The organism is Serratia proteamaculans (genome assembly GCF_949794035.1).
GTDB classification, from domain to species: domain Bacteria; phylum Pseudomonadota; class Gammaproteobacteria; order Enterobacterales; family Enterobacteriaceae; genus Serratia; species Serratia proteamaculans.
Genome location: NZ_OX461105.1, coordinates 4,801,235 through 4,823,830 on the forward strand (window position 1 = coordinate 4,801,235; position 22,596 = coordinate 4,823,830).

General features: G+C 54.2%; 28 protein-coding genes. 5 read left to right on the forward strand and 23 right to left on the reverse strand.

The annotated features are described in order from the left end of the window. Window positions 1–49 precede the first annotated feature (49 nt). From dagF to QOT07_RS22350, 8 genes are all read right to left on the reverse strand, one after another. Complete coding sequence (dagF, locus tag QOT07_RS22315; RefSeq protein ID WP_099062095.1) at window positions 50–790, reverse strand: 2-dehydro-3-deoxy-phosphogluconate aldolase; 741 nt, start codon at window positions 788–790, stop codon at window positions 50–52. Beyond that, the gene (locus tag QOT07_RS22320) at window positions 787–1,905 is read right to left on the reverse strand and encodes a DgaE family pyridoxal phosphate-dependent ammonia lyase (protein ID WP_283603937.1); all 1,119 of its coding nucleotides are present in this window, start codon (window positions 1,903–1,905) and stop codon (window positions 787–789) included. The genes dagF and QOT07_RS22320 overlap by 4 nt, the downstream gene beginning before the upstream one ends. Beyond that, complete coding sequence (locus QOT07_RS22325; RefSeq protein WP_283603938.1) at window positions 1,889–3,028, reverse strand: amidohydrolase/deacetylase family metallohydrolase; 1,140 nt, start codon at window positions 3,026–3,028, stop codon at window positions 1,889–1,891. Before QOT07_RS22325 ends, QOT07_RS22320 begins: the two co-directional genes overlap by 17 nt. A 63-nt stretch (window positions 3,029–3,091) precedes the next feature. Then, window positions 3,092–3,742, reverse strand: a complete 651-nt coding sequence (locus QOT07_RS22330; RefSeq protein WP_037416299.1) for a DUF4310 family protein — start codon at window positions 3,740–3,742, stop codon at window positions 3,092–3,094. Between the two features lie 11 nt (window positions 3,743–3,753). Then, complete coding sequence (locus QOT07_RS22335; protein WP_012147073.1) at window positions 3,754–4,530, reverse strand: DUF4311 domain-containing protein; 777 nt, start codon at window positions 4,528–4,530, stop codon at window positions 3,754–3,756. 30 nt (window positions 4,531–4,560) lie between these two features. Beyond that, window positions 4,561–4,857 (reverse strand): DUF4312 family protein, encoded by a 297-nt coding sequence (locus QOT07_RS22340; RefSeq protein WP_099062091.1) that lies wholly within the window; start codon window positions 4,855–4,857, stop codon window positions 4,561–4,563. After that, the gene (locus tag QOT07_RS22345) at window positions 4,857–5,222 is read right to left on the reverse strand and encodes a glycine-rich SFCGS family protein (RefSeq protein ID WP_012147075.1); all 366 of its coding nucleotides are present in this window, start codon (window positions 5,220–5,222) and stop codon (window positions 4,857–4,859) included. Before QOT07_RS22345 ends, QOT07_RS22340 begins: the two co-directional genes overlap by 1 nt. Window positions 5,223–5,256: 34 nt before the next feature. Next, window positions 5,257–5,604 carry a glycine dehydrogenase gene (locus QOT07_RS22350; RefSeq protein ID WP_099062090.1) on the reverse strand — a complete coding sequence of 116 codons (348 nt, stop codon included), beginning with the start codon at window positions 5,602–5,604 and terminating at the stop codon, window positions 5,257–5,259. 426 nt (window positions 5,605–6,030) lie between these two features. Here QOT07_RS22350 and rnk point away from each other — a divergent pair, with 426 nt between their 5' ends. Then, window positions 6,031–6,441, forward strand: coding sequence for a nucleoside diphosphate kinase regulator (rnk, locus tag QOT07_RS22355; protein ID WP_085119679.1), 411 nt, complete (start codon window positions 6,031–6,033; stop codon window positions 6,439–6,441). A gap of 43 nt (window positions 6,442–6,484) precedes the next feature. On the opposite strand, the gene QOT07_RS22360 is transcribed toward rnk, so the two are convergent. From QOT07_RS22360 to QOT07_RS22370, 3 genes are read right to left on the reverse strand one after another with little or no spacing between them, the layout of a single operon-like run. Beyond that, window positions 6,485–7,273, reverse strand: a complete 789-nt coding sequence (locus QOT07_RS22360; RefSeq protein ID WP_099065074.1) for a sulfite exporter TauE/SafE family protein — start codon at window positions 7,271–7,273, stop codon at window positions 6,485–6,487. Beyond that, window positions 7,266–8,147: a formyltransferase family protein gene (locus tag QOT07_RS22365; protein WP_283603939.1), complete on the reverse strand. Its 882-nt coding sequence runs from the start codon at window positions 8,145–8,147 to the stop codon at window positions 7,266–7,268. The genes QOT07_RS22360 and QOT07_RS22365 overlap by 8 nt, the downstream gene beginning before the upstream one ends. Then, window positions 8,144–9,598, reverse strand: a complete 1,455-nt coding sequence (locus QOT07_RS22370; RefSeq protein WP_219017069.1) for an FAD/NAD(P)-binding protein — start codon at window positions 9,596–9,598, stop codon at window positions 8,144–8,146. Before QOT07_RS22370 ends, QOT07_RS22365 begins: the two co-directional genes overlap by 4 nt. Window positions 9,599–9,879: 281 nt before the next feature. On the opposite strand from QOT07_RS22370, the gene QOT07_RS22375 reads away from it, so the two are divergent. Continuing rightward, window positions 9,880–10,665 (forward strand): AraC family transcriptional regulator, encoded by a 786-nt coding sequence (locus QOT07_RS22375; RefSeq protein ID WP_262261885.1) that lies wholly within the window; start codon window positions 9,880–9,882, stop codon window positions 10,663–10,665. On the opposite strand, the gene cybC is transcribed toward QOT07_RS22375, so the two are convergent. The 4 genes from cybC to QOT07_RS22395 all read right to left on the reverse strand — a co-directional run bounded on the left by cybC (window position 10,662) and on the right by QOT07_RS22395 (window position 13,407). Beyond that, entirely contained in the window at window positions 10,662–11,048 is a 387-nt protein-coding gene (gene cybC / locus QOT07_RS22380) for a cytochrome b562 (protein ID WP_085119680.1), read from the reverse strand. The two genes, QOT07_RS22375 and cybC, sit on opposite strands and share 4 nt — an antisense overlap. Before the next feature lie 156 nt (window positions 11,049–11,204). After that, window positions 11,205–12,545, reverse strand: coding sequence for a metalloprotease PmbA (pmbA, locus tag QOT07_RS22385; protein WP_099065079.1), 1,341 nt, complete (start codon window positions 12,543–12,545; stop codon window positions 11,205–11,207). A 176-nt stretch (window positions 12,546–12,721) separates the two neighbouring features. Continuing rightward, complete coding sequence (locus QOT07_RS22390) at window positions 12,722–13,060, reverse strand: helix-turn-helix domain-containing protein (protein WP_085119682.1); 339 nt, start codon at window positions 13,058–13,060, stop codon at window positions 12,722–12,724. Further along, the gene (locus tag QOT07_RS22395) at window positions 13,057–13,407 is read right to left on the reverse strand and encodes a type II toxin-antitoxin system RelE/ParE family toxin (protein WP_219017070.1); all 351 of its coding nucleotides are present in this window, start codon (window positions 13,405–13,407) and stop codon (window positions 13,057–13,059) included. The genes QOT07_RS22390 and QOT07_RS22395 overlap by 4 nt, the downstream gene beginning before the upstream one ends. Window positions 13,408–13,595: 188 nt before the next feature. On the opposite strand from QOT07_RS22395, the gene yjgA reads away from it, so the two are divergent. After that, complete coding sequence (yjgA, locus tag QOT07_RS22400; RefSeq protein WP_085119683.1) at window positions 13,596–14,144, forward strand: ribosome biogenesis factor YjgA; 549 nt, start codon at window positions 13,596–13,598, stop codon at window positions 14,142–14,144. Between the two features lie 30 nt (window positions 14,145–14,174). Here the strand turns inward: yjgA and QOT07_RS22405 are convergent, their stop codons facing one another. The 5 genes from QOT07_RS22405 to aaeX all read right to left on the reverse strand — a co-directional run bounded on the left by QOT07_RS22405 (window position 14,175) and on the right by aaeX (window position 18,286). After that, window positions 14,175–14,474: a barstar family protein gene (locus QOT07_RS22405; protein ID WP_037416266.1), complete on the reverse strand. Its 300-nt coding sequence runs from the start codon at window positions 14,472–14,474 to the stop codon at window positions 14,175–14,177. A 5-nt stretch (window positions 14,475–14,479) separates the two neighbouring features. Beyond that, window positions 14,480–14,929: a ribonuclease gene (locus tag QOT07_RS22410; protein WP_085119684.1), complete on the reverse strand. Its 450-nt coding sequence runs from the start codon at window positions 14,927–14,929 to the stop codon at window positions 14,480–14,482. 243 nt (window positions 14,930–15,172) lie between these two features. Further along, window positions 15,173–17,140 carry a p-hydroxybenzoic acid efflux pump subunit AaeB gene (gene aaeB / locus QOT07_RS22415; protein WP_099065081.1) on the reverse strand — a complete coding sequence of 656 codons (1,968 nt, stop codon included), beginning with the start codon at window positions 17,138–17,140 and terminating at the stop codon, window positions 15,173–15,175. Beyond that, entirely contained in the window at window positions 17,140–18,075 is a 936-nt protein-coding gene (gene aaeA / locus QOT07_RS22420) for a p-hydroxybenzoic acid efflux pump subunit AaeA (protein WP_085119165.1), read from the reverse strand. Before aaeA ends, aaeB begins: the two co-directional genes overlap by 1 nt. Before the next feature lie 7 nt (window positions 18,076–18,082). After that, the gene (gene aaeX / locus QOT07_RS22425; RefSeq protein ID WP_012147087.1) at window positions 18,083–18,286 is read right to left on the reverse strand and encodes a p-hydroxybenzoic acid efflux pump operon protein AaeX; all 204 of its coding nucleotides are present in this window, start codon (window positions 18,284–18,286) and stop codon (window positions 18,083–18,085) included. A gap of 308 nt (window positions 18,287–18,594) precedes the next feature. Here aaeX and aaeR point away from each other — a divergent pair, with 308 nt between their 5' ends. After that, the gene (aaeR, locus tag QOT07_RS22430) at window positions 18,595–19,506 is read left to right on the forward strand and encodes an HTH-type transcriptional activator AaeR (protein ID WP_207977331.1); all 912 of its coding nucleotides are present in this window, start codon (window positions 18,595–18,597) and stop codon (window positions 19,504–19,506) included. Here aaeR and QOT07_RS22435 read toward each other — a convergent pair. Together QOT07_RS22435 and QOT07_RS22440 are read right to left on the reverse strand one after the other, a co-directional pair. Next, window positions 19,469–19,846 carry a hypothetical protein gene (locus QOT07_RS22435; RefSeq protein WP_207977329.1) on the reverse strand — a complete coding sequence of 126 codons (378 nt, stop codon included), beginning with the start codon at window positions 19,844–19,846 and terminating at the stop codon, window positions 19,469–19,471. The two genes, aaeR and QOT07_RS22435, sit on opposite strands and share 38 nt — an antisense overlap. Window positions 19,847–19,848: 2 nt before the next feature. After that, on the reverse strand, window positions 19,849–20,130 hold the full coding sequence (locus QOT07_RS22440) for a zinc ribbon domain-containing protein (protein ID WP_085119170.1): 282 nt from the start codon (window positions 20,128–20,130) through the stop codon (window positions 19,849–19,851). A 208-nt stretch (window positions 20,131–20,338) separates the two neighbouring features. Here QOT07_RS22440 and uriH point away from each other — a divergent pair, with 208 nt between their 5' ends. Further along, complete coding sequence (gene uriH, locus QOT07_RS22445) at window positions 20,339–21,283, forward strand: uridine-preferring nucleoside hydrolase UriH (RefSeq protein WP_207977325.1); 945 nt, start codon at window positions 20,339–20,341, stop codon at window positions 21,281–21,283. An 80-nt stretch (window positions 21,284–21,363) separates the two neighbouring features. On the opposite strand, the gene QOT07_RS22450 is transcribed toward uriH, so the two are convergent. Further along, a complete protein-coding gene (locus tag QOT07_RS22450) occupies window positions 21,364–22,041 on the reverse strand; it encodes a hypothetical protein (protein ID WP_283603940.1) in 678 nt (225 codons plus the stop codon). Window positions 22,042–22,596: the final 555 nt, after the last annotated feature.

The window sequence follows — 22,596 nt, forward strand, 5'->3', positions numbered from 1 at the left end:
GTACGCTCTGGCCGCCTAACTGCAACTCCAATTCATCGGGATAAACCCATTAGCCCACCAGCTTTTTGGTGATTGCCAGCAGGGTTTTGACATCCTGTGGGCGGGTATTGCCGGTAGCGGAATCGATGATTGAGCTGTAGATATGCGGGATCACCCGTTTCACACCGGCGGCCAGTGCGATCTCGACGATCGGCTCGAAGTTTTCCAGATCGATACCGCCGGTCGGCTCCAGCATAAAATCATGCTCGGCGCAGGCCTGGGCCACATACTGGTATTCTTCTTTGCATGCCAGCCCACCCATCGGGAAATACTTGATTGAGCTTCCGCCCATGTCTTTTAGCAGGGCGATGGCGGTTTCCACCGGCACAATGCCGTCTGGCGCAGCGGCGCTCAGTGGGCCCGTCGAGATCTTCACCCAGCCGACGCGGCCGGTAGGCGACACCAGACCGTTCACCACGCTGTCATTTTGCCCCAACAGCGCGCGGCTGGCCCCGACACCGGTAAACACCTGGTTCACGTGCTGTGGTTGCACCCGTTGGGAAATCAGGCTGACCATCGTCGATTGTTTCGGATCGCCCGCGCCCAATCCCACTGACAGCGCATTTTCAATCAGCCGTGCATAGTGCTGCATGTCAGCCACCGCACTGTCGACGTCCGGGTAGTTCTTGGAGAGAACGCCCACCAGCACATGCCCTTCCGCTGCCGAATAGATGTCCTGCGCATTGTCTTTCGAGCCGGCCAATACGTTGAGGCACACGCGATCGCGATAGTAGTTAGGTTGCAGCTTCATGCTTGTTTCTCCGTAAACAGATTTTTAATACAGGTGAAGACGGTCATCAGCTGTTGTTGGTCAACGCTGCGCACGTCCACTTCAATCTTGCCTTCGTTGGCCTTATAGCCACGGAAGTAGATGGCGATCTCGCCGGTTTTCAGCGCCTGCACAATGTCGTAGGTCGAACGCCCGAGCACCGCTTCGTCAAAGGTGATTTCCGCCCGCGCAATGTCGCGGCCGGCGCTGTCCCAGACGGTTTTGGCGCTGATGCCGGTCAGGGTGTTCAGACTGTCGATAAACGGCGTCATTCTTTCTACCATTTGCTGGCCGGTGGTTTTCTCCAGCGTCAGATAGCTTTCGATCGCCTGCGTCAGACCGAGGATGCCCTCTTTGCCGACCTTCATCGCCCGGCCGATGCCGCCGGATTGCAGCTTCACCCACTCAACGTATTGCTTCTTGCCAATCACCAACCCACTGGTTGGCCCTTCGATGGCTTTGGCGCCGCTGTAAACCACCAGGTCGGCCCCCATCTGGTAGTAGCACAGCAAATCTTCTTCCGCCGCGGCGTCGACGATCAATGGCAGGTTATGTTTGCGCGCCACCACCACCGCCTGTTCAACGGAAAGAATGCTTTTCTGCACGCAGTGGTGCGACTTGATGTAGAGAATAGCGGCGGTCTGCGGCGTAATGCAGGCTTCGAGCTGCTCGGCAGAACACTCGTTGGCGTAACCCGCTTCGACCACCTTGCCGCCCCCCAGCGCAACCATGGTGTCGACTGGCGCGCCAAAGTTAACGTTATGGCCACGCGGCAGCACAATCTCACGCGGAACGGTGATCGGCGTGGAATGCAGATTCACCAGCAGGTTGGCGTTGTCTTTGACGATCAGGGCCGCCACCGACTGGGCGATGCCCGCCGAGGCGCAGGAAACGATCACCGCATCTTCGACGTTCAGCAAATTAGCGATATAGGCACCGGTCTTGTCGACCAGATCCTTGATTTCAAAATAGTGATTCAGGCCGTAGTCAACGGCGTCAATGACGTCCTGCCGTGGCGTGGACACGCCGAGCATGGTCATACGACCGGAAGTGTTAATGACCTGCTTTAAATTATATTTTTCATAAATCGAAGACATGAGCGGCTTTCCCTTCATCGGTTAATAGGATTTCCCCGGCCACCACGGCGGCCAGCGGAACCAGCAACTGTTGGCCGGTGGCTGATTGCCCTTCTGAGTCGGCAAATACCTGCGGCCCCTGGCGGAGATCAAACAGGGTGAAATCGGCATCGCAGCCCACGTCGAGCCGGCCCTTGTTGACCAGGCGCAGCGCCGAGGCGGCGTTCTCAGTCACGCAGGCGATCACCTGCGGCAGCGACAGCCCAACGCTGAAGAATTTGGACATCACCGTCGCCAGGCTGTGTACCGGCCCGGCCATGCGGTTGCGGCAATAAATGTCGGAACTGATGGTATGCGGCAAAATGCCCAGCGCAATCGCCTGCCGGGCGACTTCAAAGCTGAAACTGGCGGTACCGTGACCAACGTCAAGCAACACACCACGCTTCAATGCACGCTGGATAGACTCACGCAGCGTGCCCGCCGGGGTCAGAATGCGGTTCGGTTTGCCGTTGTAGCAGTGGGTGATAATGTCGCCACGGGTCAGCAGATCGGCAATCTCGTCCAGATCCGGCGGGTTATTGCCGATATGCACCATCAGTGGCAATAGGTTGTTTTCCTGCTGGATCTCTTTGGCGAGTACCAGCGGCCGGGTGCCATTCTGCCCAACCACGCTGCTGCTCATACGCGCCTTGATGCCGATGATAAAACCCGGGTGCTCACCGATCGCCTGGCTGACTTTCTGCTTATCGATATCCGCCAGATCGGCCAGTTCGTTCTGCCGCAGCAGGCCAATACGTGAAATATTCAGGAAGGCGAAGACGTTGGTTTTGGCACTGCGTGTCAACGCATAAAACGCATCGATATCATCGGTGCCGGTGCTACCTGCGTCGACCACCGTGGTGACTCCGCAGGCGGTGCCGACCAAATCCGGTTGGTCGTGGTAAATCGGCGAAGAGGGGTAACAATGCACGTGGGAATCGATCCAACCCGCGCTCAGGTGGTGCTGACCCACCAGATCCCAGAGCCGATGAGCACTAACGTCGTCAGCCAACTGCCCTACCTCGGCAATCTTGCCATCCTGCACCGCCAAATCGACCAACCGGCCATCCGCCAGTCTGGCGCGTCTGATCACTAAGTCATACATACTGCATTACTCCTTTTCAAGCAGGGGAGCGGCGAACCGCTCCCCCGACAATCACAGTCGCATTTAAGCGATGGCTACCGGGAAAATAGCCCCTAACAGCATCGCCCCGAGGATCGCCCCGCCGGTGATTGGCTTATTCCAGATATAGAACAGCAGTGCGCCGAGCAGTGAACCAATGCCAATAGGGATCGAGGCGGTCATCGCAGACAGGATGATCAACGGCCCCAGGAAGCGACCGGAGGAGTTACCGGCCCCCATCATCACGTCCGCCCCGTAGGTGGAGTTGCTCTGATTGATGGTGAATTTACGCGCCAGAATGATCAGGTAGCCAATCGCCAGACCAATCACCAGACCCGTTATCAGCGAGGCAGCAAAGTTGGCGACCGGGAAGATAATCCCCGCCCCCAGCAGCAGTGCCGGCACCCCCAACCCTACACCGGTCTGGATCGCACCGCCGATGTCCAGGATCCCCACCAGCGAGCCTTCGATGATGCGCGCAAACAGGAAGCTGGCACCGAATGCCGCCACCGCGCCATAAACGCCGGTATCCATTCCTGCCCGCAGCATGGATACGAAGGCCACTTCGTTAAAGGCACCGATGCCGTACAGGTAGTACATGTGCGTCCCGGCGAACACGCCGGAAGAGAGCAGGCCAACAAAAATCGGGAATGACCAGTCGGCATACCAGAAGCCTTTTTGGGTTTGTTCTTCCATCATCCAGCTCCTTATTTACCGCTCAGGGTATTGTGAATGGCATCCAGCCAGCCCGGCACGCCGAGGCTGAAGGACTCGAGGACTTTCATGTCGAAGCCGCGGAAGAAACCGCTCAGCACGAACAACAGCACGATCACCGCCATCATGATCTTGGTGATTTTGTTCCAGCCACTCTCTTCCACGCCTTTACCGATCAGGATACCCAGCACCAGACCCGGTACGGCGTTACCCATGATCAACTGCGCCAGGCCGCCGAAGATGGTGCCCCAGAAGCCGGAGCGACGCCCGGCGTCGATCGCCGCCAGCCAGAAGATCACCGGCATCACGGTGTTCACCAGCAGGTTAGCGGCCGGTACCAACACTTTAATCGCCGTGACCTGCAGCGCAGCAGGCACTGCGGAGGCGGTGGTATTGAGGAAGGCCACCACCAGCATGCCGATAATGCCGCAGGCGATAGCCATTTTTTTCGGATCGTGCAGCGTTTGCGCCAGGTTGCGGTTTTTGACCATCAACGCCGCTGCCCCCCAATGTGGGATGATGCGGTGGTCAACGTCCTGCGTGAAGGCCCCCGCCGCCACGGAAGACGCCCAGGCGTTGAAGAAGAAGCCCAGACCGAATGAGAAATGGGAAGCCGGATCGCCCTCGCAGGAGTTCAGCTCGCCCAGGGTGCGGAAAGCGCCCATGCCCTGTGTGGTCGGAGCATGGAACATACGTGCGGCGCCGGCCCCTACGCCAACCCCCACCAGTCCGCCTATAATAAGCGACTTAAATAAGATGATTAAAAACATCAGTATACCCTTTGATTTATGCTAACGTTTTTATTTCGCGACGAAGACAACTTTTTCTGTATTGATGATTGTCACGTTCACGGTTATTTCCAGAGTAACGGAATAGTTCTTTCTTTCGCGCGGCAGAAAGAAGAACAGAAACTTTTCTTTTGTTATTTTCTCTTCCGCTTTTAATACGCTGACATCCTGCGGTTCAATACGCAGCAGAATATTACTGGTGGATTTTAATACCGCGCCCTGCACATTGGCCAAGGCGGAAGCAAAAGCTTTCGCTTTGCTGTCGCCCTTACCCTCCACCTTTACCGACGTTGTATATTGCTCTTTCATTACGGATTGCCGTGTTTTTTAACGTAGGCTTCAACCAGCCTCTGGCCCAGTTCTTCTTTATCCATAAAACCGAAACCTAACACGGTGCAGCCTTCGTTAATTGCCGTCACGCCCTCATCAATCGAGCGCATGCCGTATTTGGCTTTATAGCCGTATTTGGTCTGAGCGGTAATCGCACCAGCACCGCCGCTGCCGCAGAAAGAAATACCCAACTGCGCGCCTTCCGCTTTCATCACGTCGCCGAGCTTCATGTCTGCCGCTACGCCTGGGATCACAATGGCTTTTCCGCCTGCGTTTTCAATGCCCTGACCCACTTTCTGACCTTTACCCAAACGATCGCCAATCACTACGGTAATCTGACCCATGGTATTTCTCCTGATTAAATTAATTCGTTAACTGCTATTGGTTATTATCTTTTGCCACTTCAAAATGTACGGAAAGCAAATAAGCTTCTTCTATCGGTAGAGTGCTAAAGGGATCCACGACTCTTTCCGCCATTTTCATTGATTCCTCTGAGATTTCATCAAACAACGATTTATCCACCTCAGGCAAAGGCTCACCGGTTATTGAGCGTAGCACCATGGCACGAATATGCGATTCCAGCATCTGTTGCTGTACGGCATTGGTATAAATGCCTTCTGCGCTCAGCATCGCGGTAATATCAGCCAGTACCTGCTCGGTTATCGCCCCGGCCTGACTGATATCGGGTTGCTCACTATTTTCTCTCGCAGCAGATCCATCATTCACTTTTCAGTACCCCTAGATCCAAACATGATTCTGTCAATCGCATAGCGCATCACCTGAATAACCCGCCTTCTCTGATGCCTTTACCCTAACCCCGGGAAGATTTTCTGTGTAGCGTGTTTTTTTCCAGTTGGAAGTGGAAATTCAGTGACCGTCAGGGATCCATTTCGCAAAATAGGCATTTGCCAGATAATTCAATTAAATTACAAAAAGATAACACCACAAACTGTTTCCAGTTCGCGCAGCGGTGGTGAAAAGCTTCGTGATCGGGATCTCTTTCTTTTCCCCGCTTAACCGCCTACTATCGGTAAGACAATTCGACATCAACAACACCCCCCGCTCCTCTGGCGCGGGGGGTGTTGCTTTTGTGCTGTTTTTCCGAATTTATGGGCGCGTAACCTGCGCCCTTTGATTTGACTGGAGAGTGGAATGACCAAACCAACCATTACTATTAATGAGCTGGATGCGGAGCGCCTGGATGCGCTATTGGCACAACCGGCCTATGCCAACACCGATGTCGCCGCTGCGCTGAACATCGAACTGGATCGCGCCGAAATCCTGCCGCCGTCCCAGATCCCAGCCAGCGTGGTGACCATGAACAGCCGCGTGCGTTTCCGCGACCTGCATACGGCAGAAGAACACGTGCGTACGCTGGTTTACCCGGCTTCGCTGAAGGATAGCCACGAGCAGCTTTCGGTGATGGCGCCACTGGGCGCAGCGCTGCTGGGCATGCACATAGGTAACCAGATTACCTGGCAGTTGCCAAACGGTGAAGAAGCGCATATCGAAGTGCTGGAACTGTTGTACCAGCCGGAAGCGGCGGGTGAATACCACCGCTAAGTGGTTATCGGGGCGGTACCTTACCGCCCTTTCTGTCTGTGTCTTACAAGCTGATGGCGATCAAAACCAGGATCAACAGCAACACGTAAATTCTGGCATGCAGCCTGTCGTTGACCTTCGGCAACCACCTTTTGGCAAACAGGATCCCCGAAATACCTGCAGCCACCAGCAGCCCAAGAATGGTGAGATTGACATAGCCCAGGTATTGCGGCCCGGTCATTTCCTTCCAGCCCAATCCGACATACATCAATGCACCAATGACGGCGACCGGGATCGACAACGGATTGGCCGCGCTGACGCAATGCTTCATTTCATAGCCATGCCGACGCAATAAAGGCACCGTCAGCACACTTCCCCCCACGCCGAGCATGGTGGCAATCACCCCGATTAACGGCCCCCCGATCCACAGGGTCGCCTTTGACAGCACCGCACGAGCCGGCTTGACTAAAAAACCCTGTCTGAACAGGCAGTCTGCGATCGTCACCAGCATATAAATTACAAACAGCAGCCTAACCACTCCGTCTTCCAGCAAGCTGGAGGCAAAAGCCCCCAACGCAGCGCCAATGCCGATAAAATAGATCAGCGGGACGATGGTTTCACGCAGCAGGTTGCCGCTGCGCCAGTTGGTGAAGGTGGCATAGCCCGAATTCAGGATCATCACCGCCGTCGAGGTCGCCACCGCGATATGCATTGCCTGACCTGACTGCTCGCCCGAAGCGGCAACCAAATGATAAACAAAGGGCACCACCACAAAGCCACCGCCAAAACCGAACAAAATGGTGGTGATGCCGGTAATAAAACCGGCACCGAGGATGACCAGCGTCTCAATCATGGCTATACGCCCGAATGAAATCATCAAAACCGGCTGCGAACTGACCGGCCAACACATGGAATTCATCGCCGACAAACAACGCCAGGTAATGGCGGCGAATAGCATCATGGTCGACGAGTTCAATCCCCACCGCCTGTGCCTGTTCCAGGGTTTGTGCATCCGGGAACCCCCAATAACGGTAGTCGCCTTGCCGTTCCAGGGTTATCGGTTTCCGCTCACCCACCCGCATTAACTGATTCGCCAAAAAGGCGCCGGAACGGATCCCCAGCAGCAGCATATTTTCCAAAAATGAAAGGTCATAGCGCAGTTCTGCGGGCTGGCGAGCGATCACCGGGCCGGCATCCCATTGCTCATCCATCTCGTGCAACGTTAATGCGCAGCGTTCCTCACCGTTCATCATGGCGCGAAAGAGCGTCATGACGCCGCGATAATGCGGCAAATCCCCTGGATGCAGGTTCCACAGCAATTTACCGCGCTGGCTGAAAGCCCGTACATAATCGGCAGAAAACTTCTGATAACAGCGCAATGAAATCACCGCATCCATATTGCCCAAGCTGCTGATAAAGGCGCGGTCATTGATATCCGTAATACGATGCGCATTCACCCCGGCACCCGCCAGGAAAACCTGCGGTGCCTGATAAGCCCCCTGGCAAACATCGGTATGTCGGCTGGCAAAGGGAAAGACGAAGTCATTCAGCACCTGACGCTCATAAAGCCCCAGTTGCCGCACCGCCGGCTCCTGTAAACGACCCGACGCTTTCGCCAGCGGAAAATAAACCGTAAAAGTACACTCCTTGTTTAAGGCGCTAATAACATCCTGACATGCCAACCAGGAAAAAATATCGTTGCCAACAAATAGCGCTACGTTTTTCATACTGTTGCCTTCTTGGTATTAAATATGCTGTTATTGAAAACTATTTTACTGATATCCCGGGTTATGGATTCCATTGCCGAGGTATAAAAAAGATCGCCTTTCGCCGGAGCACCCAGAGAGTAAAGGTTTTGTTCATTGCCCTGTTCGTCCGGGATTTTTAGTGTCAGGGGATTACACTTCACGCCACCAAATATATTTTCTTGCACCAGGCCACCCTGCAACAAAGTGTCGTTTAACCGGTTTGGTTTCATTTGATAAGAAGGGGCCGTGCAATTAAGCAGATATTGGGTATGTACCGCCGTATTATGGCAAAAAGCTTTAAAACCTTGATCGTTCTTCTCGATATTGATCACACCGCCAAAAGCACGCAGCCGTTGGCATTCAAATGCAGTGATAATTTTATTGGCATTTTTTAATGGCATGGCGTGCCGGTTGCGCATCCAGGACGAATTATAGAAGCGCATAAATACCTGTCGATTATTTTCATCCATTTTTACCCAAGCCTCACATACTGCAGGATGGATAGCGGCCAGGTAGCTACAAATATGCTCACGGGCGAAGCGCGCCCGGCTCAGGCTTTCAGCCAGATCGCGATAACAATCCTTACCGGCCCCCATCGCCGACAGCACCGTCAGCCGCTCCGGACCTGGGTAGTATTGCTCCAGCGCCGCGTTAATCACATGAACCAACTGATGGGCGTCGATATAGCTATGGTCGGCGACGAAACGGACCAGCCGTTGCCTGAATGCGGGTGGCGGTGCGCGCATCAGTGCAGGCTGCACGCTGGGGAACAAGCCGGAACGCGACAAAGCGGATATATCACTCGCGCCCACCCGTTCAATCAGCTCGATAATCGCGTCTATCGCCGTCAGACTACAGCCAATCACACCGACTGCTGAAGCAGGGCTGATAGCCGGCAATTCCCGATTAGCCTGGTAGGCAATAACGCCATCAATCGGATACAGGCTTTCCGCTTCATTATGCCCCGAACACAACACTAACGCGTTCATCTGCTCCGCAGCGCCACCGGCGGTGGTCAACAAATACCCCCCGGAATGCGAGCCGATCGCTTCGACTTCAGCGGTAATAAAATTCAGCGTAACGTTGCTGTCAGCCGCCATAAACACCGACATATCACGAATAAAATCGAGATAATCTTTATAAACCCAGCGAGGCGGATAGCGGTCTTTACAGTAGCGAGGGAAATGCATCGAGATCCAATCAGAAAAGTGCGCACGGTCAAAAATATCCGCCGACATGTTCTCCGGCGTCATATTGAGGATATGGCTATCGAAGTCACTACTGTAAGCCATACCACCATTAAAGCCTTGCTTGTCATAAACCTTCAGCGAAAGATGCTTATTGCAATTATTAATCGACTTATTCTTAATAAAGTTATACGCAAAAGAAATACCCGCCGCTCCACCACCAATCACACCGATCTTATACATGAAATATCACCTTATAGTCACAGCATTAAAAGAATAACTATTGCTTCAGGTGTTGGAATAAACAGTCATTTATTCCTTATTAACTTCTTGTATTGCACAGGTGAGATAACCCACCCCGCCCCGGCGTTTAAAATAATGAGGGTTCAATCAACAATAAAATACCTCGCCACCAAGGCAGCGTTATTTTTCTGCCCTGATAGTAGAGTGATGGCGACTGGCTTGCTTTATATGAAAGGCCAACTATCATTGCGTTTCGGCCAAACTGCACAACGACAGGGTTTATGCGCAACGTACGTATTGATGACCTCGACCATGTGCCGAGGCCGGTGATTGCCATAGGGACCGACTACCCTTCAGGCCATCTGTTGCCCATGCACAGCCACAGGCGCGCTCAGCTACTCTATGGTGCCACCGGGGTGATGCACGTCTTTACCCTCCAGGGTAACTGGCTGGTGCCACCACAGCGGGCGGTGTGGCTGCCGCCACAGATGCCGCACGAGGTGAGAATGGTCGGCGTCACCACCCGCAGCCTGTACATTGAACCGACGGCGCTGCTGGCCTCTCAACCTCAGGTTTGTCAGGTGGTTAGCGTGACACCGCTGATGCGCCAACTGTTGATGGCGGCGGTCGATATGCCCCTCGAGTATCAGCAGCAAGGCCGGGATGGTGCGCTGGTCAGTTTGCTGTTACATGAGCTGGCCCAGTTGCAGTCCCTGCCGCTGCACATCCCGCTGCCTGCCGATCGACGACTGGGGGAACTGTGCCAGAGATTCCTGCAACAGCCCGACGCGCACGACTCACCGCAGGTGTGGGCTACACGCCTGTATATGAGTATCCGCAGCTTCAGCCGCTTGTTCCGGGATCAAACCGGCATGTCATTCTCACAATGGCGTCAGCGGGCCTGCGTGGTGTTGGCGCTGGCCCAATTGGCCGAAGGCCGTAGCGTTACGCAGGTGGCTCTGGAATTGGGTTATGAAAGCAGCGCGGCGTTTGCAACCATGTTTCGCCGCGTGCTGGGGCAGGCGCCGTCCTGCTATCTGGCTTCAGAACGGCGCGAAAGGGCTTAACGGAATTTCTTGTGGTTGGTGTCGCGAGTTTGCTTGAAGCCCTGCGCGACCTGTTTGGCTTCTGCCAGCTTGCCCTGGTTGGCCAGCGCCAGCGACTGATCGATCTGGCCGATCAACGTATCCAGTCCGTGGTGAAAATCTTTTATCTCTGGGCTATCGTTGGCTTTGTCTTCCATTTTCGGCGGCTTGCTTTGCTTGGCATCTACCGCCGCGGCGCGCATATTCTGCAGGCTTTGTTTGAGAGTATCCGTGGAATCGGTGCTCAGCACCTTTTTGTAATTGCCTGCGATGGTATCCATATCGTCGGCCAGATCGGCCGCGACCGCCAGTGTACTGGCACCCAGCAGCGCCAACGCCAACAGCGCTTTCAGTTTGTTCGACATGCTTGCTCACCTTCCGGTTATTGTTTTATTTGACCCAGCCTAACCATAGGCAAGGGCGCTGAAAACCGAAACCGAAGATTTGTAAGCAAGGTTAAAACAGGGGAAGGAAAGGAGAGAGATGCGGCTGGCAACCGAAGCGGCCAGCCGTAGCAGAGATTACTGACCGGCGATTTTCATGTCCGGCAACAATACGGAACCGCACTGGATATTGCTGCGGGTTTCGATATCGCTGCCCACGCTGACAATATTACGCAGCATGTCTTTCAGGTTACCGGCGATGGTGATCTCACTGACCGGATACTGGATCTCCCCATTTTCCACCCAGAAACCGGCAGCACCGCGTGAGTAGTCACCGGTAATGCCGCTGACACCCTGGCCCATCAGCTCGGTAACCACCAGGCCGGTACCCAACTGCTTGAGCATGCCGGCAAAGTCATTACCCTGCCCGGCAATACGCCAGTTGTGGATGCCGCCCGCATGGCCGGTGCTGTGCATGCCGAGCTTACGCGCCGCGTAGCTGGTCATCAGCCAGGTTTGCAGCACGCCATCTTTAACAATGTCACGCCGTTGGGTACGTACACCCTCGCTGTCGAACGGCGTGGAGGCCAGCCCTTTCAGCAGGTGCGGGTGCTCTTCGATGGTCAGCCAGTCCGGCAGGATCTGCTTGCCCAACGAATCCAGCAGAAAGGTCGATTTACGATAGACGCTGCTGCCGCTGATGGCACCAACCAGGTGGCCGAACAGACCGGTCGCCACTTCAGAGGCGAACAGGACCGGGGCGGTCATGGTCGACAGCTTGCGCGGTGCCAGACGCGACAAAGTGCGACGGGCACATTCCTGGCCCACCCATTCAGGGCTTTCCAGATCGCTCATGGCACGGCCGATGGTATAGGCGTAATCACGCTCCATATCACCGCCCTGCTCGGCAATCACACAGCTCGACAATGAATGTCGACTCGAGCAATAGCTTTGCAGCATGCCGTGGCTGTTGCCGAACACCTTGATACCGTAGTGGCTGTTAAAACTGCCGCCTTCAGTGTTGGTGATGCGTTTATCCGCCGCCAGTGACGCCTGTTCGGCGCGAGCAGCCAGTTCGATACCGCGATCGGCGTCCAGCTCTGCCGGGTGGAACAAGTCCAAATCCGGTGCTTCAAACGCCAACAGGTCTTTCTCTGCTGGACCGGCATGCGGATCCACCGAGGTATAGCGGGCGATATCCAGCGCCGCCTGCACGGTGCGGGCAATGGCATCCGGGCTGAGATCGGTAGAAGAAGCACTGCCTTTGCGTTGCTGATGATAGACGGTAATGCCCAACGCACCATCGCTGTTGAACTCAACGTTCTCCACCTCGCCGAAGCGGGTGCTGACGCTGATACCGGTTGATTTGGTCACGGCAACTTCTGCCGCATCGGAGCCGGCGCGCGCCAGTTCCAAAGCCTGTGAGACGGCCTGTTCCAGCGCCTTGCGCTGTTCTGCAACTTGAGTGACTACTTTCATCAATCTGCCATACTTAATCAGAAAATCGTTGAGAAAAGTGCCGTGGCGGCGTGGTTGCGCGCGGAGTCACGCGCAAAAATCATGAGATTTATGCTTTTGAGTCTAACAGGAACCGCGTGGAATTTCGCATAAAGCAATTGCAGGGGCATAGAAGGGTCGCTAAACCAGCAGGTTTGTCACTCAATGACCAACTTTACTGATTTGCCTATATTGGCAAGCATGTTGATCAATGCATCGAGAGTGAATTTGTCTGTTTTCTGATTTACCACGTCAGACACACGGGGCCGGGAAGTATGCAAATAGCGTGCGGCCTCCTCTTGCCTATACCCTTCACCTTCTATCCATGCACTGATTTCTCCCATCAGCTGTTTTTTAAGTGCAATAAGGTGTTCAATCTCTGCATTGGATTGCGCCTGCAGTTGCCCTGCCTCATCGGCAGCAAACCCCAGGTCAGCGAACACATTGCCACCTCGTGGCGTAACATGCCGGGAATGAGTATCAATAGGCTTGGTCATTTCTTTTTACCCCGCTCTTCTATTACAGCGTCATAACGCGTTTTGATAATCTGAATATCGTGCCGACTGGTTTTGGCTGTCTTCTTTTGAAAACTGTGCAAAACATAAATAACCTCATTGAACTTAGCCACGTAAACCACTCTGAATGCACCAGCAAAAGCATATAAGCGGATCTCGCAAACACCGGCACCGCATCCACTCATGGGCTTCCAATTGCCGGGTTCAACGCCTCTTTGTACTTTACTCAATTCAAACCCGGCAGCCTTTCGCGCGTCGGCCGGAAACGCTAATAGATCCACCAACGAGGATCCACGCCAATCAATGGCTTTTTCATTCTCATCGTCCATGAGCATCGCCTCCATTTGTATAAAATTTTATACTCACATACTGATAAAAACAACAAATCAAAAATAATTATCAGCTAATAAGGGCAATTTTTCGTCGCTTCGACAGCTATACTCAATCTGCTCTGGTGCGTAATTGGCGGGTTGCTGGACAACCTGTTAGGATTAGCCTCTTTTTAACGGAGCCTACCATGAACAAACAGCCTGAAGACTGGCTCGACGATGTCCCGGAGAACATTGACGAGGAAGATGACGAGATTATCTGGGTCAGTAAAAGTGAAATTAAACGTGATGCCGAAGCGCTGAAAGACCTGGGTGTCGAACTGGTCGAGCTGGGTAAGAACGCGCTGGAACGCATCCCGCTGGATGAAGATTTGCGCGCTGCGATTGAACTGGCGCAGAAGATCAAGAAAGAAGGCCGCCGTCGTCAGCTGCAACTGATTGGCAAGATGCTGCGTGCCCGCGACATAGAGCCGATTCAGACCGCGCTCGACAAGCTGAAGAACCGCCATAACCAACAGGTTTCGCTGTTCCACAAGCTGGAAGCGCTGCGTGACCGCCTGGTGGAAGAAGGCGATGATGCGATCCCGCCGATCCTGGCGCTGTATCCGGAAGCCGATCGTCAGCAGCTGCGCTCACTGGTGCGTAACGCACAGAAAGAGAAAGCCGCTAACAAGCCGCCGAAAGCTTACCGTCAAATATTCCAATACCTGCGCGATCTGGCCGAGACCGCCCAATGATCGCCGCCGTCACCACGGGATGAACTCGATTCATCCCCGGTGATGTGCAGGTTCACCGCTGCTTTCACGAATATTGAAACGCAGGCTGCCTTCCAGCTCTTCCTCCGCCTCTTCAAACAGCAGGATAATCGCGCCAAAGCGTCGTTTGCTGCGGGCGTTGAGATGGGTGAATTCTATCTCCACCGGCAAGCCGATGTCGGCAGTCACCACGTCCCACAGTGCGTCCAGATTGGCGCCAAACGCCTCATCCAGCGCAAACTTATGCGCAAAGTCGCGGTAAAACGCCGGCAAATCGTTAATCTGATTAAAATCGAACTCTACTTTTGCCATCAAGCTCACTCCACCCGAATGAAGTTTTTATAATGGTCACGCGTGACAAAAATCAGGCCATCGCTGGAATACAGCAAGCGATCGGCGCCGCGCCGGCCGCATTGATAATTGATATCCGCCTCGCGCCATACCCGACTGCGGGCCGTGGGCAATTGCCCTTCTCGGTTTGAGAAACGGTCGCCGCCAATCGCCTTGCCCGGCAGTACCGAACACAGATTACCGTTACGTGCATCCCATCCCTGCTCACGCGCCTGCTTCTTGGTGAGGTAATAGTCCGGCAACCGCTGATGCTGCTGCAGGTAGCTCACCACCCTTTTCTGCTGCGTCAGTTGGTCAATACTCTGACCTTCGGCCACCGCCGGCACGTTGGCAATCACTCGATCGTTACCGCGCAATGCGTTAAAACCGGCTATCACAACGGCGATAACTATCGCCACGAGGATCCGCTTGTTCATTGCTGTCCCTGATTTATGGCCTACAGGGGTGCATCAGCACCCATGCTGGTTGGATTTATAGATGAAAAGGATGAAGCAGAGATGACTGGCATGTAACGTTTTCACTTCAGGGAAACCGCGCCGAACAACCTGCATCACCCGTTCAAGCTAATCATGCCATTTTGCCGCGCGTCTGGCACTCAGTGCAACTCTGAAACAGGGCTATCTCAGGCAAGTATAGCCCCGGCAGGGGTATTTGAGGTATCAGTCAATCAACGCATGACGATAGCGGTGCAGCATGTCGGCCAGGCGTTTTACCGGCCCGGTGACGCTGAGCGGTGCCTGATAATCAACCAGCTTCTGCTGATAATCGTTCATTTCGCTCAACAGCCGATCGTAATAATAAGCACGTTTTACGTCGTTCTTCGCCGAGACCATATGGTCGGCGGTATTGCGGATCTGTTTATGGAACGCCGAAAGCTCCTCGCTGACCGGGATCTCCGCTCGCTGCATACGCTGGTGAGCAATGATCAGGTTCAGCGCCAGCCGGTACTTGGCGATATCGTTCGGGAACATCATCAGCAGTTGATTCAACTGCTGATACAGCGCGGGCAGGTGGTTTTGCTGACGACGTGAGGTCTTGGTGGTCAGCGCCGATACCGCACTGCCGACAAACTGGTTCAGCAGCGTACGACCGGTGCGTTCGCGAGAGTTATCACGGATCAGCAACAGCACCATCAGGCCCACGCAACTGCCGAGGAACTGGCCGAGCGCGCCATCGAGGAACTGTGTGACGTTGAACTCCATCGGGTTACTCAACACCAGAATATTGATGGTCCCCGCCAGCAAGCCGAGCGAACCCAACCGCCGTTTTTGCACTTCGATACCGATGAAAAACGCCAGCAGACCCAGGCTGAGGCACAGCAGTAAAATACTTTGCTGAGTCGCCGGCAGGATCACCATAAAGAACAGCGAGCCGACCGGGATCGCCGCCAACATACCCAGGATAAAGTCCATCGCCACCATACGTGGTGCCGGGGTACGCATCGCCAGCGAGGTGATCACCGCGATGATCACCATAAAACCGCTGCCGGAGGTCCAGCCGGTCCACAGCCACAGCAGGCTACCAAACGCCGTCGCCACAAAGGTGCGCAGGCCGTTAATCATCGCGTGGTGACCTTCCGCCGAGGTCGGTTTAACCACCACCTCACTGCTCAGCACACCCTCTTCAACCGCACTGATACTGCTGTTGGTGTGCACGCCTTTAGCCAGCAACAGGTAACGGGTAGCCGCCCCCACCCAACTGGTGATGGTCAGCAATGTTTCGTCGGTGCGGTTGGTGGTCAACACCTGCCGCAACAGCTTCATTCGTTTATGAATTTCCTGCGGCGTTGCCGCCGGGACCATCAGTAACTCACGGATATTTTCCTTCAGTGCATCCGGGTGGTTCAACAGGATTAAATAGGTTTCACAGGCCTGGGTTATCAGCGTCAGCGACAGCGTATGCATCGCCAGCACGCGCCGGTTTACTTTCTGCCAGCGTGATGACTCCATCATCAGGTGACTGCGCATGCCGTTCAGCGCAGTGGTGCTCTTCACCAGATTGCTCCAGGCACGGTCGATGTCTTCTTTCTCGGCGTTGCTGATGCACATCTGCATCAACAGGTACTGATCCACCAGCAGTTTATCCACCGCCCGGTCGATATCCTGTTTGATCGAACGTGGTGAGAACAGCAGGTCCGCCAGCACGGCGCTGACGATCCCCAGCACGATCTCGCTGCAGCGCTCAATGGCGAACTGCGGCGCTTCCAGCAGGTGAGATTCACTGCTGGCAACGGTCACGATAATGATCAGCGCGGTATAACCCGCCAAACCCCAGGCATAGGAGTTTTCAACTTTCACCAGAGAGGAAACCCAGGTGCAAAAACCGGCCCAAATGCAGCACAACAACAACATCACCACCGGTGCACGCGCCGTAGTGACGATAATCACGATGCCAACAAAACAGCCGATAAAGGTGCCGATAATACGCAGCCAGCCGCGATGGCGAATCGCACCGGAAAAAGGCTCGCCACCCGCCGCAAAGGCCGTGCCGGCGGCCACGATGGCAGCGGTCATTGCCGACCAGCGTGGGGTTTCCAGATTGAGATGGAAACCGACAAACAGGGCAAACACAATCGCGAAACTGAGCTTGAAGGCAAATCTCAGCCGGATAAAGGTTGGGTTATTCATTAACCGAACTCACGCAGCCGATGCATCAAACGCACAAAAGGCGAGCCGCTGTCGGTAGCACGATCGTTCTTGCCGGTGATCACCACCGTGGCGGTGGTCCCCGCCGGATACGGATGCAACTGGTCTTTGTCGTCCAACAGGATCTTCACCGGCACGCGCTGGGCCAGGCGTACCCACTCCAGGTTGCTGTCGATCGACGCCAGCCCTTTGCTGTTCACGGTGCTGCTGCTGTTGTTGACGGCGGCAGCCACGCTGTCGACGGTGCCGTGCATGATGCGATTGCTGCCCAGCGGGGTGATTTCTGCACGATCGCCCTTGTTCAGGCCATTCAGCTTGGTTTCTTCCAGGTAGGCCAGAATGTAGAAACTGTTTTTCTTCACCAGCGCCACGGCGACTGAACCCCGGGTGATATATTCACCGGCATGTACGTTCAGGTTGGTGATCCAGCCATCGGCCGGTGCGCGCACTGTGGTGCGTTCCAGATCCAATTTAGCCAGTTCACGGGTCGCCACTGCCTTCGCCAACTGATGCTCTACGGTTTGCAGCACGTTGTTAGCCTGGTCGATCTCTTCCTGCGACATTGCCTGCACACCGAGGCGCACACGGCGACCGGCTTCACGTCTCTTTTCCGCTGCCAGCGTCTGGTAATAGGCAACATCGGCGCTGGCTTCTGCCAGGGCCTGTTGGTAGCGCGGCTGGTCGATAACCAGCAGCACCTGCCCTTTCTTCACCAGTTGGTTGTCCACCAGAGGCACGTCGGTCAACAGGCCGGTGACGTCCGGGGCAATGGCCACCACGTCGGCGGTGAACTTGGCGTCACGCGTCCAGGGGGATTCTGTGTAGAACACCCAGGCTTTGAATATGGCGACGATCCCCAGCAGGACCAGAATCAGAGTGATCGCGATTCGGGTTATTTTTATTGAAAAATTTTTCACAGCGACCTCAAACGAAAAGACAGGTAATCAGATAGAACAAACAGCAGTACAGCGCGGTGTTAAACAGCGCTGGATGCCAGACAAAATCGTAAATCCCGGTGGGTTGCAGCAGGCGGCGCAGTAAAAAAAACAGCGCCAGCGAAAGCAGCAACTCAAAAAATATCGGGGGAAACGACAGTCCGAAAATGACCATAACCGGAAGCAAACTCATCAATTTTTCCTTATTGTTCACTGCACCGGGCTTTGAGACCTATATCCATTCACATTCTCTTTACATTTTAGCTGACGCGCACCACAAATTCCGGCCCAGGCAGGTCAGGAACCTGAAATAAGAGTAAACTCTGGAGCGTACATCCGCGATAGGGACTGCGAGGATACCGGAGGGATCGGCCATTATGGCGCTGCCGATCGCGCTCGCGCGTTGGTAAGGTCTTTCCACCCGACCGGTTTATATTAGCGTGCTTACTATCAACTCATCAACAATCTGTGATCTAAATCACTTTTAAGCCAGAGTGAATAATGGAAAGACTAAAACGGATGTCGGTATTCGCCAAAGTGGTTGAATGCGGGTCATTTACTGCGGCAGCGCGCCAATTGGATATGAGCGTTTCGTCTATCAGCCAGACCGTCTCCAAACTGGAGAATGAGCTGCAGGTCAAGCTGCTCAACCGCAGCACGCGCAGCATCGGCCTGACGGAGGCCGGAAAAATCTATTATCAGGGCTGTCGCCGCATGTTGCTGGAAGTCAGCGAAGTGCACGAGCAGCTGTATGCGTTTAATAATACACCGACCGGCACGCTGCGTATTGGCAGTTCCTCCACCATGGCACAAAACGTGCTGGCGACCATGACCGCCGATATGTTGAAAGAGTACCCTGGCCTGACGGTGAACCTGGTGACCGGCATCCCCGCCCCGGATCTGATTGCTGACGGGCTGGACGTAGTGATCCGTACCGGTGCGCTGCAGGATTCCAGCCTGTTCTCCAAACGCCTGGGTTCAATGCCGATGGTGGTGTGTGCCGCCAAAAGCTATCTCAGCCAGTACGGCACGCCACAAAAACCGAGCGACATGGTCAATTTTTCCTGGCTGGAATACAGCGTGCGACCAGATAGCGAATTCGAGCTGATCGCGCCGGAAGGCATCAGCACGCGCATCGCACCACAAGGGCGCTTTGTCACCAACGATTCACAGACAATGATCCGCTGGCTAAAAGCCGGGGCCGGTATCGCCTATGCGCCGCTGATGTGGGTGATCGAAGAGATCAAACGCGGAGAGATCGAGATCCTGTTCAAAAGCTATCATGCGGATCCTCGCCCGGTGTACGCGGTGTACACCGAGAAAGATAAACTGCCGCTCAAGGTACAGGTGTGTATCGATTACCTGACCGAGTACTTTAAGCGCGTGGGGGAAGTCTATCAGGGCTATCGCTGAGCAAAACACGGCGCGCCAAAGCGCCAAGTACCAGCAGTGCCAGCATGCCCAACCCCCAGATGAGCCAGACGGCATATCCCGCCCAGGTAAGCAGCAACGGGAAAGATCCCGCCAGCCAGCCGCCCAGTTGCTGCAACAGCGGCAGCCAACTGTCCAATAATGCCTGCGGCACCAGGCTGAGCCAGCCGGTAAGCTGCGGTGCCAACTGGGCCGAACCGCTCTGCGCCAGCTCCGTCAGCGCAGGCAACCAACCCAATATGCCAGAGACACCCCAGGCCAGCAGCGTCCACACTGCCATTGTCGCCAACAGTACTGCCACACTCCATCCACGCTTGGTCATGGCTATCCCCCGTTAGCGGCCTTGCCGCATTGCTGACAAAAACGGCTGCCCGGCGGCAAGGGTGCGGAACATCCGCTGCATTGTGCCGCTGCCGCCTCAAAAGGCTGACCGCAACGGTGGCAATAACGGGCACCGGGCTTGTTAGGTGCCTGACATTGCAGGCATTGCGGCCCCTGATCGCCATGCTGATTATAACGGTTGCCATGATGCCCACTACGGTGCCCCGCACGTTGATGCCCGCCACCAAAACCGCCTTGCCCCAAAAGCTTTTTCAACAAGCTCATCGCGCTTCTCCTTAGTGCTTTACGCCAGGTTGCAGAATAAACCCTGGAGTAAACTCCAGGGTAAAGCGCGCCAAGGGGGATTTACGTTTAATTACACCGCTAAATCAGCAACGCTTTGATGTGGTTAGCAAAAAGCATCTTCGGTCATTACCTCGCCCACCACCGGTGCGCTATGCTGCGGAGACCTCTCCCTGCATCAGGAATAACAATGAAAAAAATCATACTGGACTGTGACCCGGGACATGACGACGCGATCGCCATGCTGCTGGCCTGGGGTAACCCGCAGATCGATCTGCTGGCCGTGACCACCGTGGTGGGCAATCAAACGCTGGATAAGGTCACCCGCAACGCGCTGGCCGTCGCACGCATCGCCAATATCACCGGCGTACCCTTTGCCGCCGGCTGCCCGCGCCCGTTGGTACGACAAATAGAAGTCGCCCCTGATATCCATGGCGAGTCGGGCCTGGATGGCCCGGTGCTGCCGGAGCCGACATTAAAACTGGAACCCTCCCATGCGGTAGATCTGATCATCGACACCATCATGGCTCACCCGCCGGGCAGCGTGACGCTGGTGCCGACCGGCGGCCTGACCAACATCGCTATGGCGGTGCGCAAAGAACCACGCATTGCCGAACGAGTGAAAGAAGTGGTTTTGATGGGCGGCGGCTACCACGTGGGTAACTGGAGCGCGGTGGCAGAATTCAATATCAAGATCGATCCGGAAGCCGCGCACATCGTGTTCAATGAAAAGTGGCCACTGACCATGGTCGGGCTGGATCTGACCCATCAGGCTCTCGCCACGCCAGAAGTGTGCGCCCGCATCGCTGCTATCCCTACCGGGCCAGCCAGGTTTGTCGGCGAACTGCTCGAATTCTTCGGAAAAATGTATCAACAAGCGCAGGGCTTTAGCGCACCGCCGGTGCACGATCCTTGTGCGGTGGCTTATGTGATCGACCCCGACGTGATGACAGTGCGTAAAGTCCCGGTAGATATCGAACTGACCGGTACCCTGACGCTGGGCATGACGGTGGCCGATTTCCGCGCCGCACCGCCGCCGGACTGCCACACCCAGGTGGCGGTAAAGCTGGATCAGGATAAGTTCTGGGATTTGGTGGTGGATGCACTGGAGAGGATTGGGGAAGTGAAGGTTTAAGCTGCGGTTATTAAGGTGGTATTGATGGGCCGGGTGGCTTTTGGAGTCCCGCCCGGCCTGGTTTTATCGCGGAGGAGAAACTAGCGCTTTAGTAATGCGGTTAATTTCCCATCCAGCTGGCTCAGGCAGTTATCCATATATTCTGTAGTGACCTGTTTCACCATCGCATAATCACTGGCTTGCCACTGTGCCAACGATGCCGAACGCGGGGTTGGGCTGCATTTGAATTGGTCGAAGGCTGAGAACATGCTTCCCCCCTCCGGCCGCTTATAAAAGGTAACGGCGTAGCGCAGTTCGAATTGAGTATCACTTTTCGCCAGCTCTTGATAAACCAGCAACCACCTGGCGGGGGTGATGTTCAAATTATTCTTGTAACTGTAACCAGCACCGTTCTTTTGCAACCAGTCGGCGATAACAACCTTGGCCTTAGGCACCAAATAGCTTTTGGTCGGTTCTGGCAAAGTATCTACGCTGCTGCCTTTCAACGTATCCTTGCTGAAGGTACTGGCAGAAAGACCACCGGTAAGTGCAGATGTTAAAACCTGTAGCCCCACACCGACACCAGTATCGGTCTGCGTGACAATACGCAGCTTGGTATCAGCATATTGATTATTATTATTTTCAGGTAGAGCAAAGAAAGTCTTCACGCCAATACTACTGCCATTAGCGGCGGTGACCTTTTCTACATTATTGGTTGATGAACAGGCAGTTAATAACAGAAAACTGCTCACCATGGAAACACACAGAACTTTTTTCATTACTGCTCCTTGTTAGTAGTATTCCAACATCATGTTGGGTATTTATTGATATCATTTATCTTTAATATAAAGGCATTTATTTTCTTAATGATTAATCTTTAGTGATTAAATATTCACAAGATAAATATTATGATAATCATATTTTTAGATTATAACTCACGATATCGTCGTCCCCCAGAGTGAGTCGGTTACGGAGGCGAGATCTAGGGCTTAGAAGTAACAATGTCAACATTATCCTGGCTTGTTACTTATGGGCCAGCCCATATTAGCTTAGATTTTAATTTTTCAGGAACCATTTTAAATAACATCCTGATATAATCCACGTGCTGATTATAGTTTGGTGATATATCATCATTGCACTTTTCAAAATAATATTTCGCCTGGTAATTCAAAAACCATATATCATGCTCAGTTATACTAGTATCCATAAAGCTTTTAGGAAGACCATGTATAAGTTCCGTTTCTAAATAACATGATACATCCCTTGATTTCACCCTTGAATTTTGTGACTGAATACTCCTAACATAAGGTAGAACAAGTTCAAACATTTTTATG

Excerpts from the sequence above, each read along its gene's own strand:
- QOT07_RS22320 (WP_283603937.1), bottom strand. The coding sequence starts at position 1,905 with ATGTCTTCGATTTATGAAAAATATAATTTAAAGCAGGTCATTAACACT.
- QOT07_RS22335 (WP_012147073.1), bottom strand. The coding sequence starts at position 4,530 with ATGTTTTTAATCATCTTATTTAAGTCGCTTATTATAGGCGGACTGGTG.
- dagF (WP_099062095.1), bottom strand. The coding sequence starts at position 790 with ATGAAGCTGCAACCTAACTACTATCGCGATCGCGTGTGCCTCAACGTA.
- QOT07_RS22370 (WP_219017069.1), bottom strand. The coding sequence starts at position 9,598 with ATGTATAAGATCGGTGTGATTGGTGGTGGAGCGGCGGGTATTTCTTTT.
- cybC (WP_085119680.1), bottom strand. The coding sequence starts at position 11,048 with ATGTCGAACAAACTGAAAGCGCTGTTGGCGTTGGCGCTGCTGGGTGCC.
- QOT07_RS22365 (WP_283603939.1), bottom strand. The coding sequence starts at position 8,147 with ATGAAAAACGTAGCGCTATTTGTTGGCAACGATATTTTTTCCTGGTTG.
- QOT07_RS22405 (WP_037416266.1), bottom strand. The coding sequence starts at position 14,474 with ATGGCAAAAGTAGAGTTCGATTTTAATCAGATTAACGATTTGCCGGCG.
- aaeB (WP_099065081.1), bottom strand. The coding sequence starts at position 17,140 with ATGAATAACCCAACCTTTATCCGGCTGAGATTTGCCTTCAAGCTCAGT.
- QOT07_RS22330 (WP_037416299.1), bottom strand. The coding sequence starts at position 3,742 with ATGGAAGAACAAACCCAAAAAGGCTTCTGGTATGCCGACTGGTCATTC.
- QOT07_RS22440 (WP_085119170.1), bottom strand. The coding sequence starts at position 20,130 with ATGAGCTTGTTGAAAAAGCTTTTGGGGCAAGGCGGTTTTGGTGGCGGG.
- QOT07_RS22410 (WP_085119684.1), bottom strand. The coding sequence starts at position 14,929 with ATGAACAAGCGGATCCTCGTGGCGATAGTTATCGCCGTTGTGATAGCC.
- rnk (WP_085119679.1), top strand. The coding sequence starts at position 6,031 with ATGACCAAACCAACCATTACTATTAATGAGCTGGATGCGGAGCGCCTG.
- QOT07_RS22375 (WP_262261885.1), top strand. The coding sequence starts at position 9,880 with ATGCGCAACGTACGTATTGATGACCTCGACCATGTGCCGAGGCCGGTG.
- uriH (WP_207977325.1), top strand. The coding sequence starts at position 20,339 with ATGAAAAAAATCATACTGGACTGTGACCCGGGACATGACGACGCGATC.
- yjgA (WP_085119683.1), top strand. The coding sequence starts at position 13,596 with ATGAACAAACAGCCTGAAGACTGGCTCGACGATGTCCCGGAGAACATT.
- pmbA (WP_099065079.1), bottom strand. The coding sequence starts at position 12,545 with ATGAAAGTAGTCACTCAAGTTGCAGAACAGCGCAAGGCGCTGGAACAG.
- QOT07_RS22450 (WP_283603940.1), bottom strand. The coding sequence starts at position 22,041 with ATGAAAAAAGTTCTGTGTGTTTCCATGGTGAGCAGTTTTCTGTTATTA.
- QOT07_RS22390 (WP_085119682.1), bottom strand. The coding sequence starts at position 13,060 with ATGACCAAGCCTATTGATACTCATTCCCGGCATGTTACGCCACGAGGT.
- QOT07_RS22435 (WP_207977329.1), bottom strand. The coding sequence starts at position 19,846 with ATGACCAAGCGTGGATGGAGTGTGGCAGTACTGTTGGCGACAATGGCA.
- QOT07_RS22345 (WP_012147075.1), bottom strand. The coding sequence starts at position 5,222 with ATGGGTCAGATTACCGTAGTGATTGGCGATCGTTTGGGTAAAGGTCAG.
- QOT07_RS22325 (WP_283603938.1), bottom strand. The coding sequence starts at position 3,028 with ATGTATGACTTAGTGATCAGACGCGCCAGACTGGCGGATGGCCGGTTG.
- aaeX (WP_012147087.1), bottom strand. The coding sequence starts at position 18,286 with ATGAGTTTGCTTCCGGTTATGGTCATTTTCGGACTGTCGTTTCCCCCG.
- QOT07_RS22360 (WP_099065074.1), bottom strand. The coding sequence starts at position 7,273 with ATGATTGAGACGCTGGTCATCCTCGGTGCCGGTTTTATTACCGGCATC.
- QOT07_RS22340 (WP_099062091.1), bottom strand. The coding sequence starts at position 4,857 with ATGAAAGAGCAATATACAACGTCGGTAAAGGTGGAGGGTAAGGGCGAC.
- QOT07_RS22395 (WP_219017070.1), bottom strand. The coding sequence starts at position 13,407 with ATGGACGATGAGAATGAAAAAGCCATTGATTGGCGTGGATCCTCGTTG.
- aaeR (WP_207977331.1), top strand. The coding sequence starts at position 18,595 with ATGGAAAGACTAAAACGGATGTCGGTATTCGCCAAAGTGGTTGAATGC.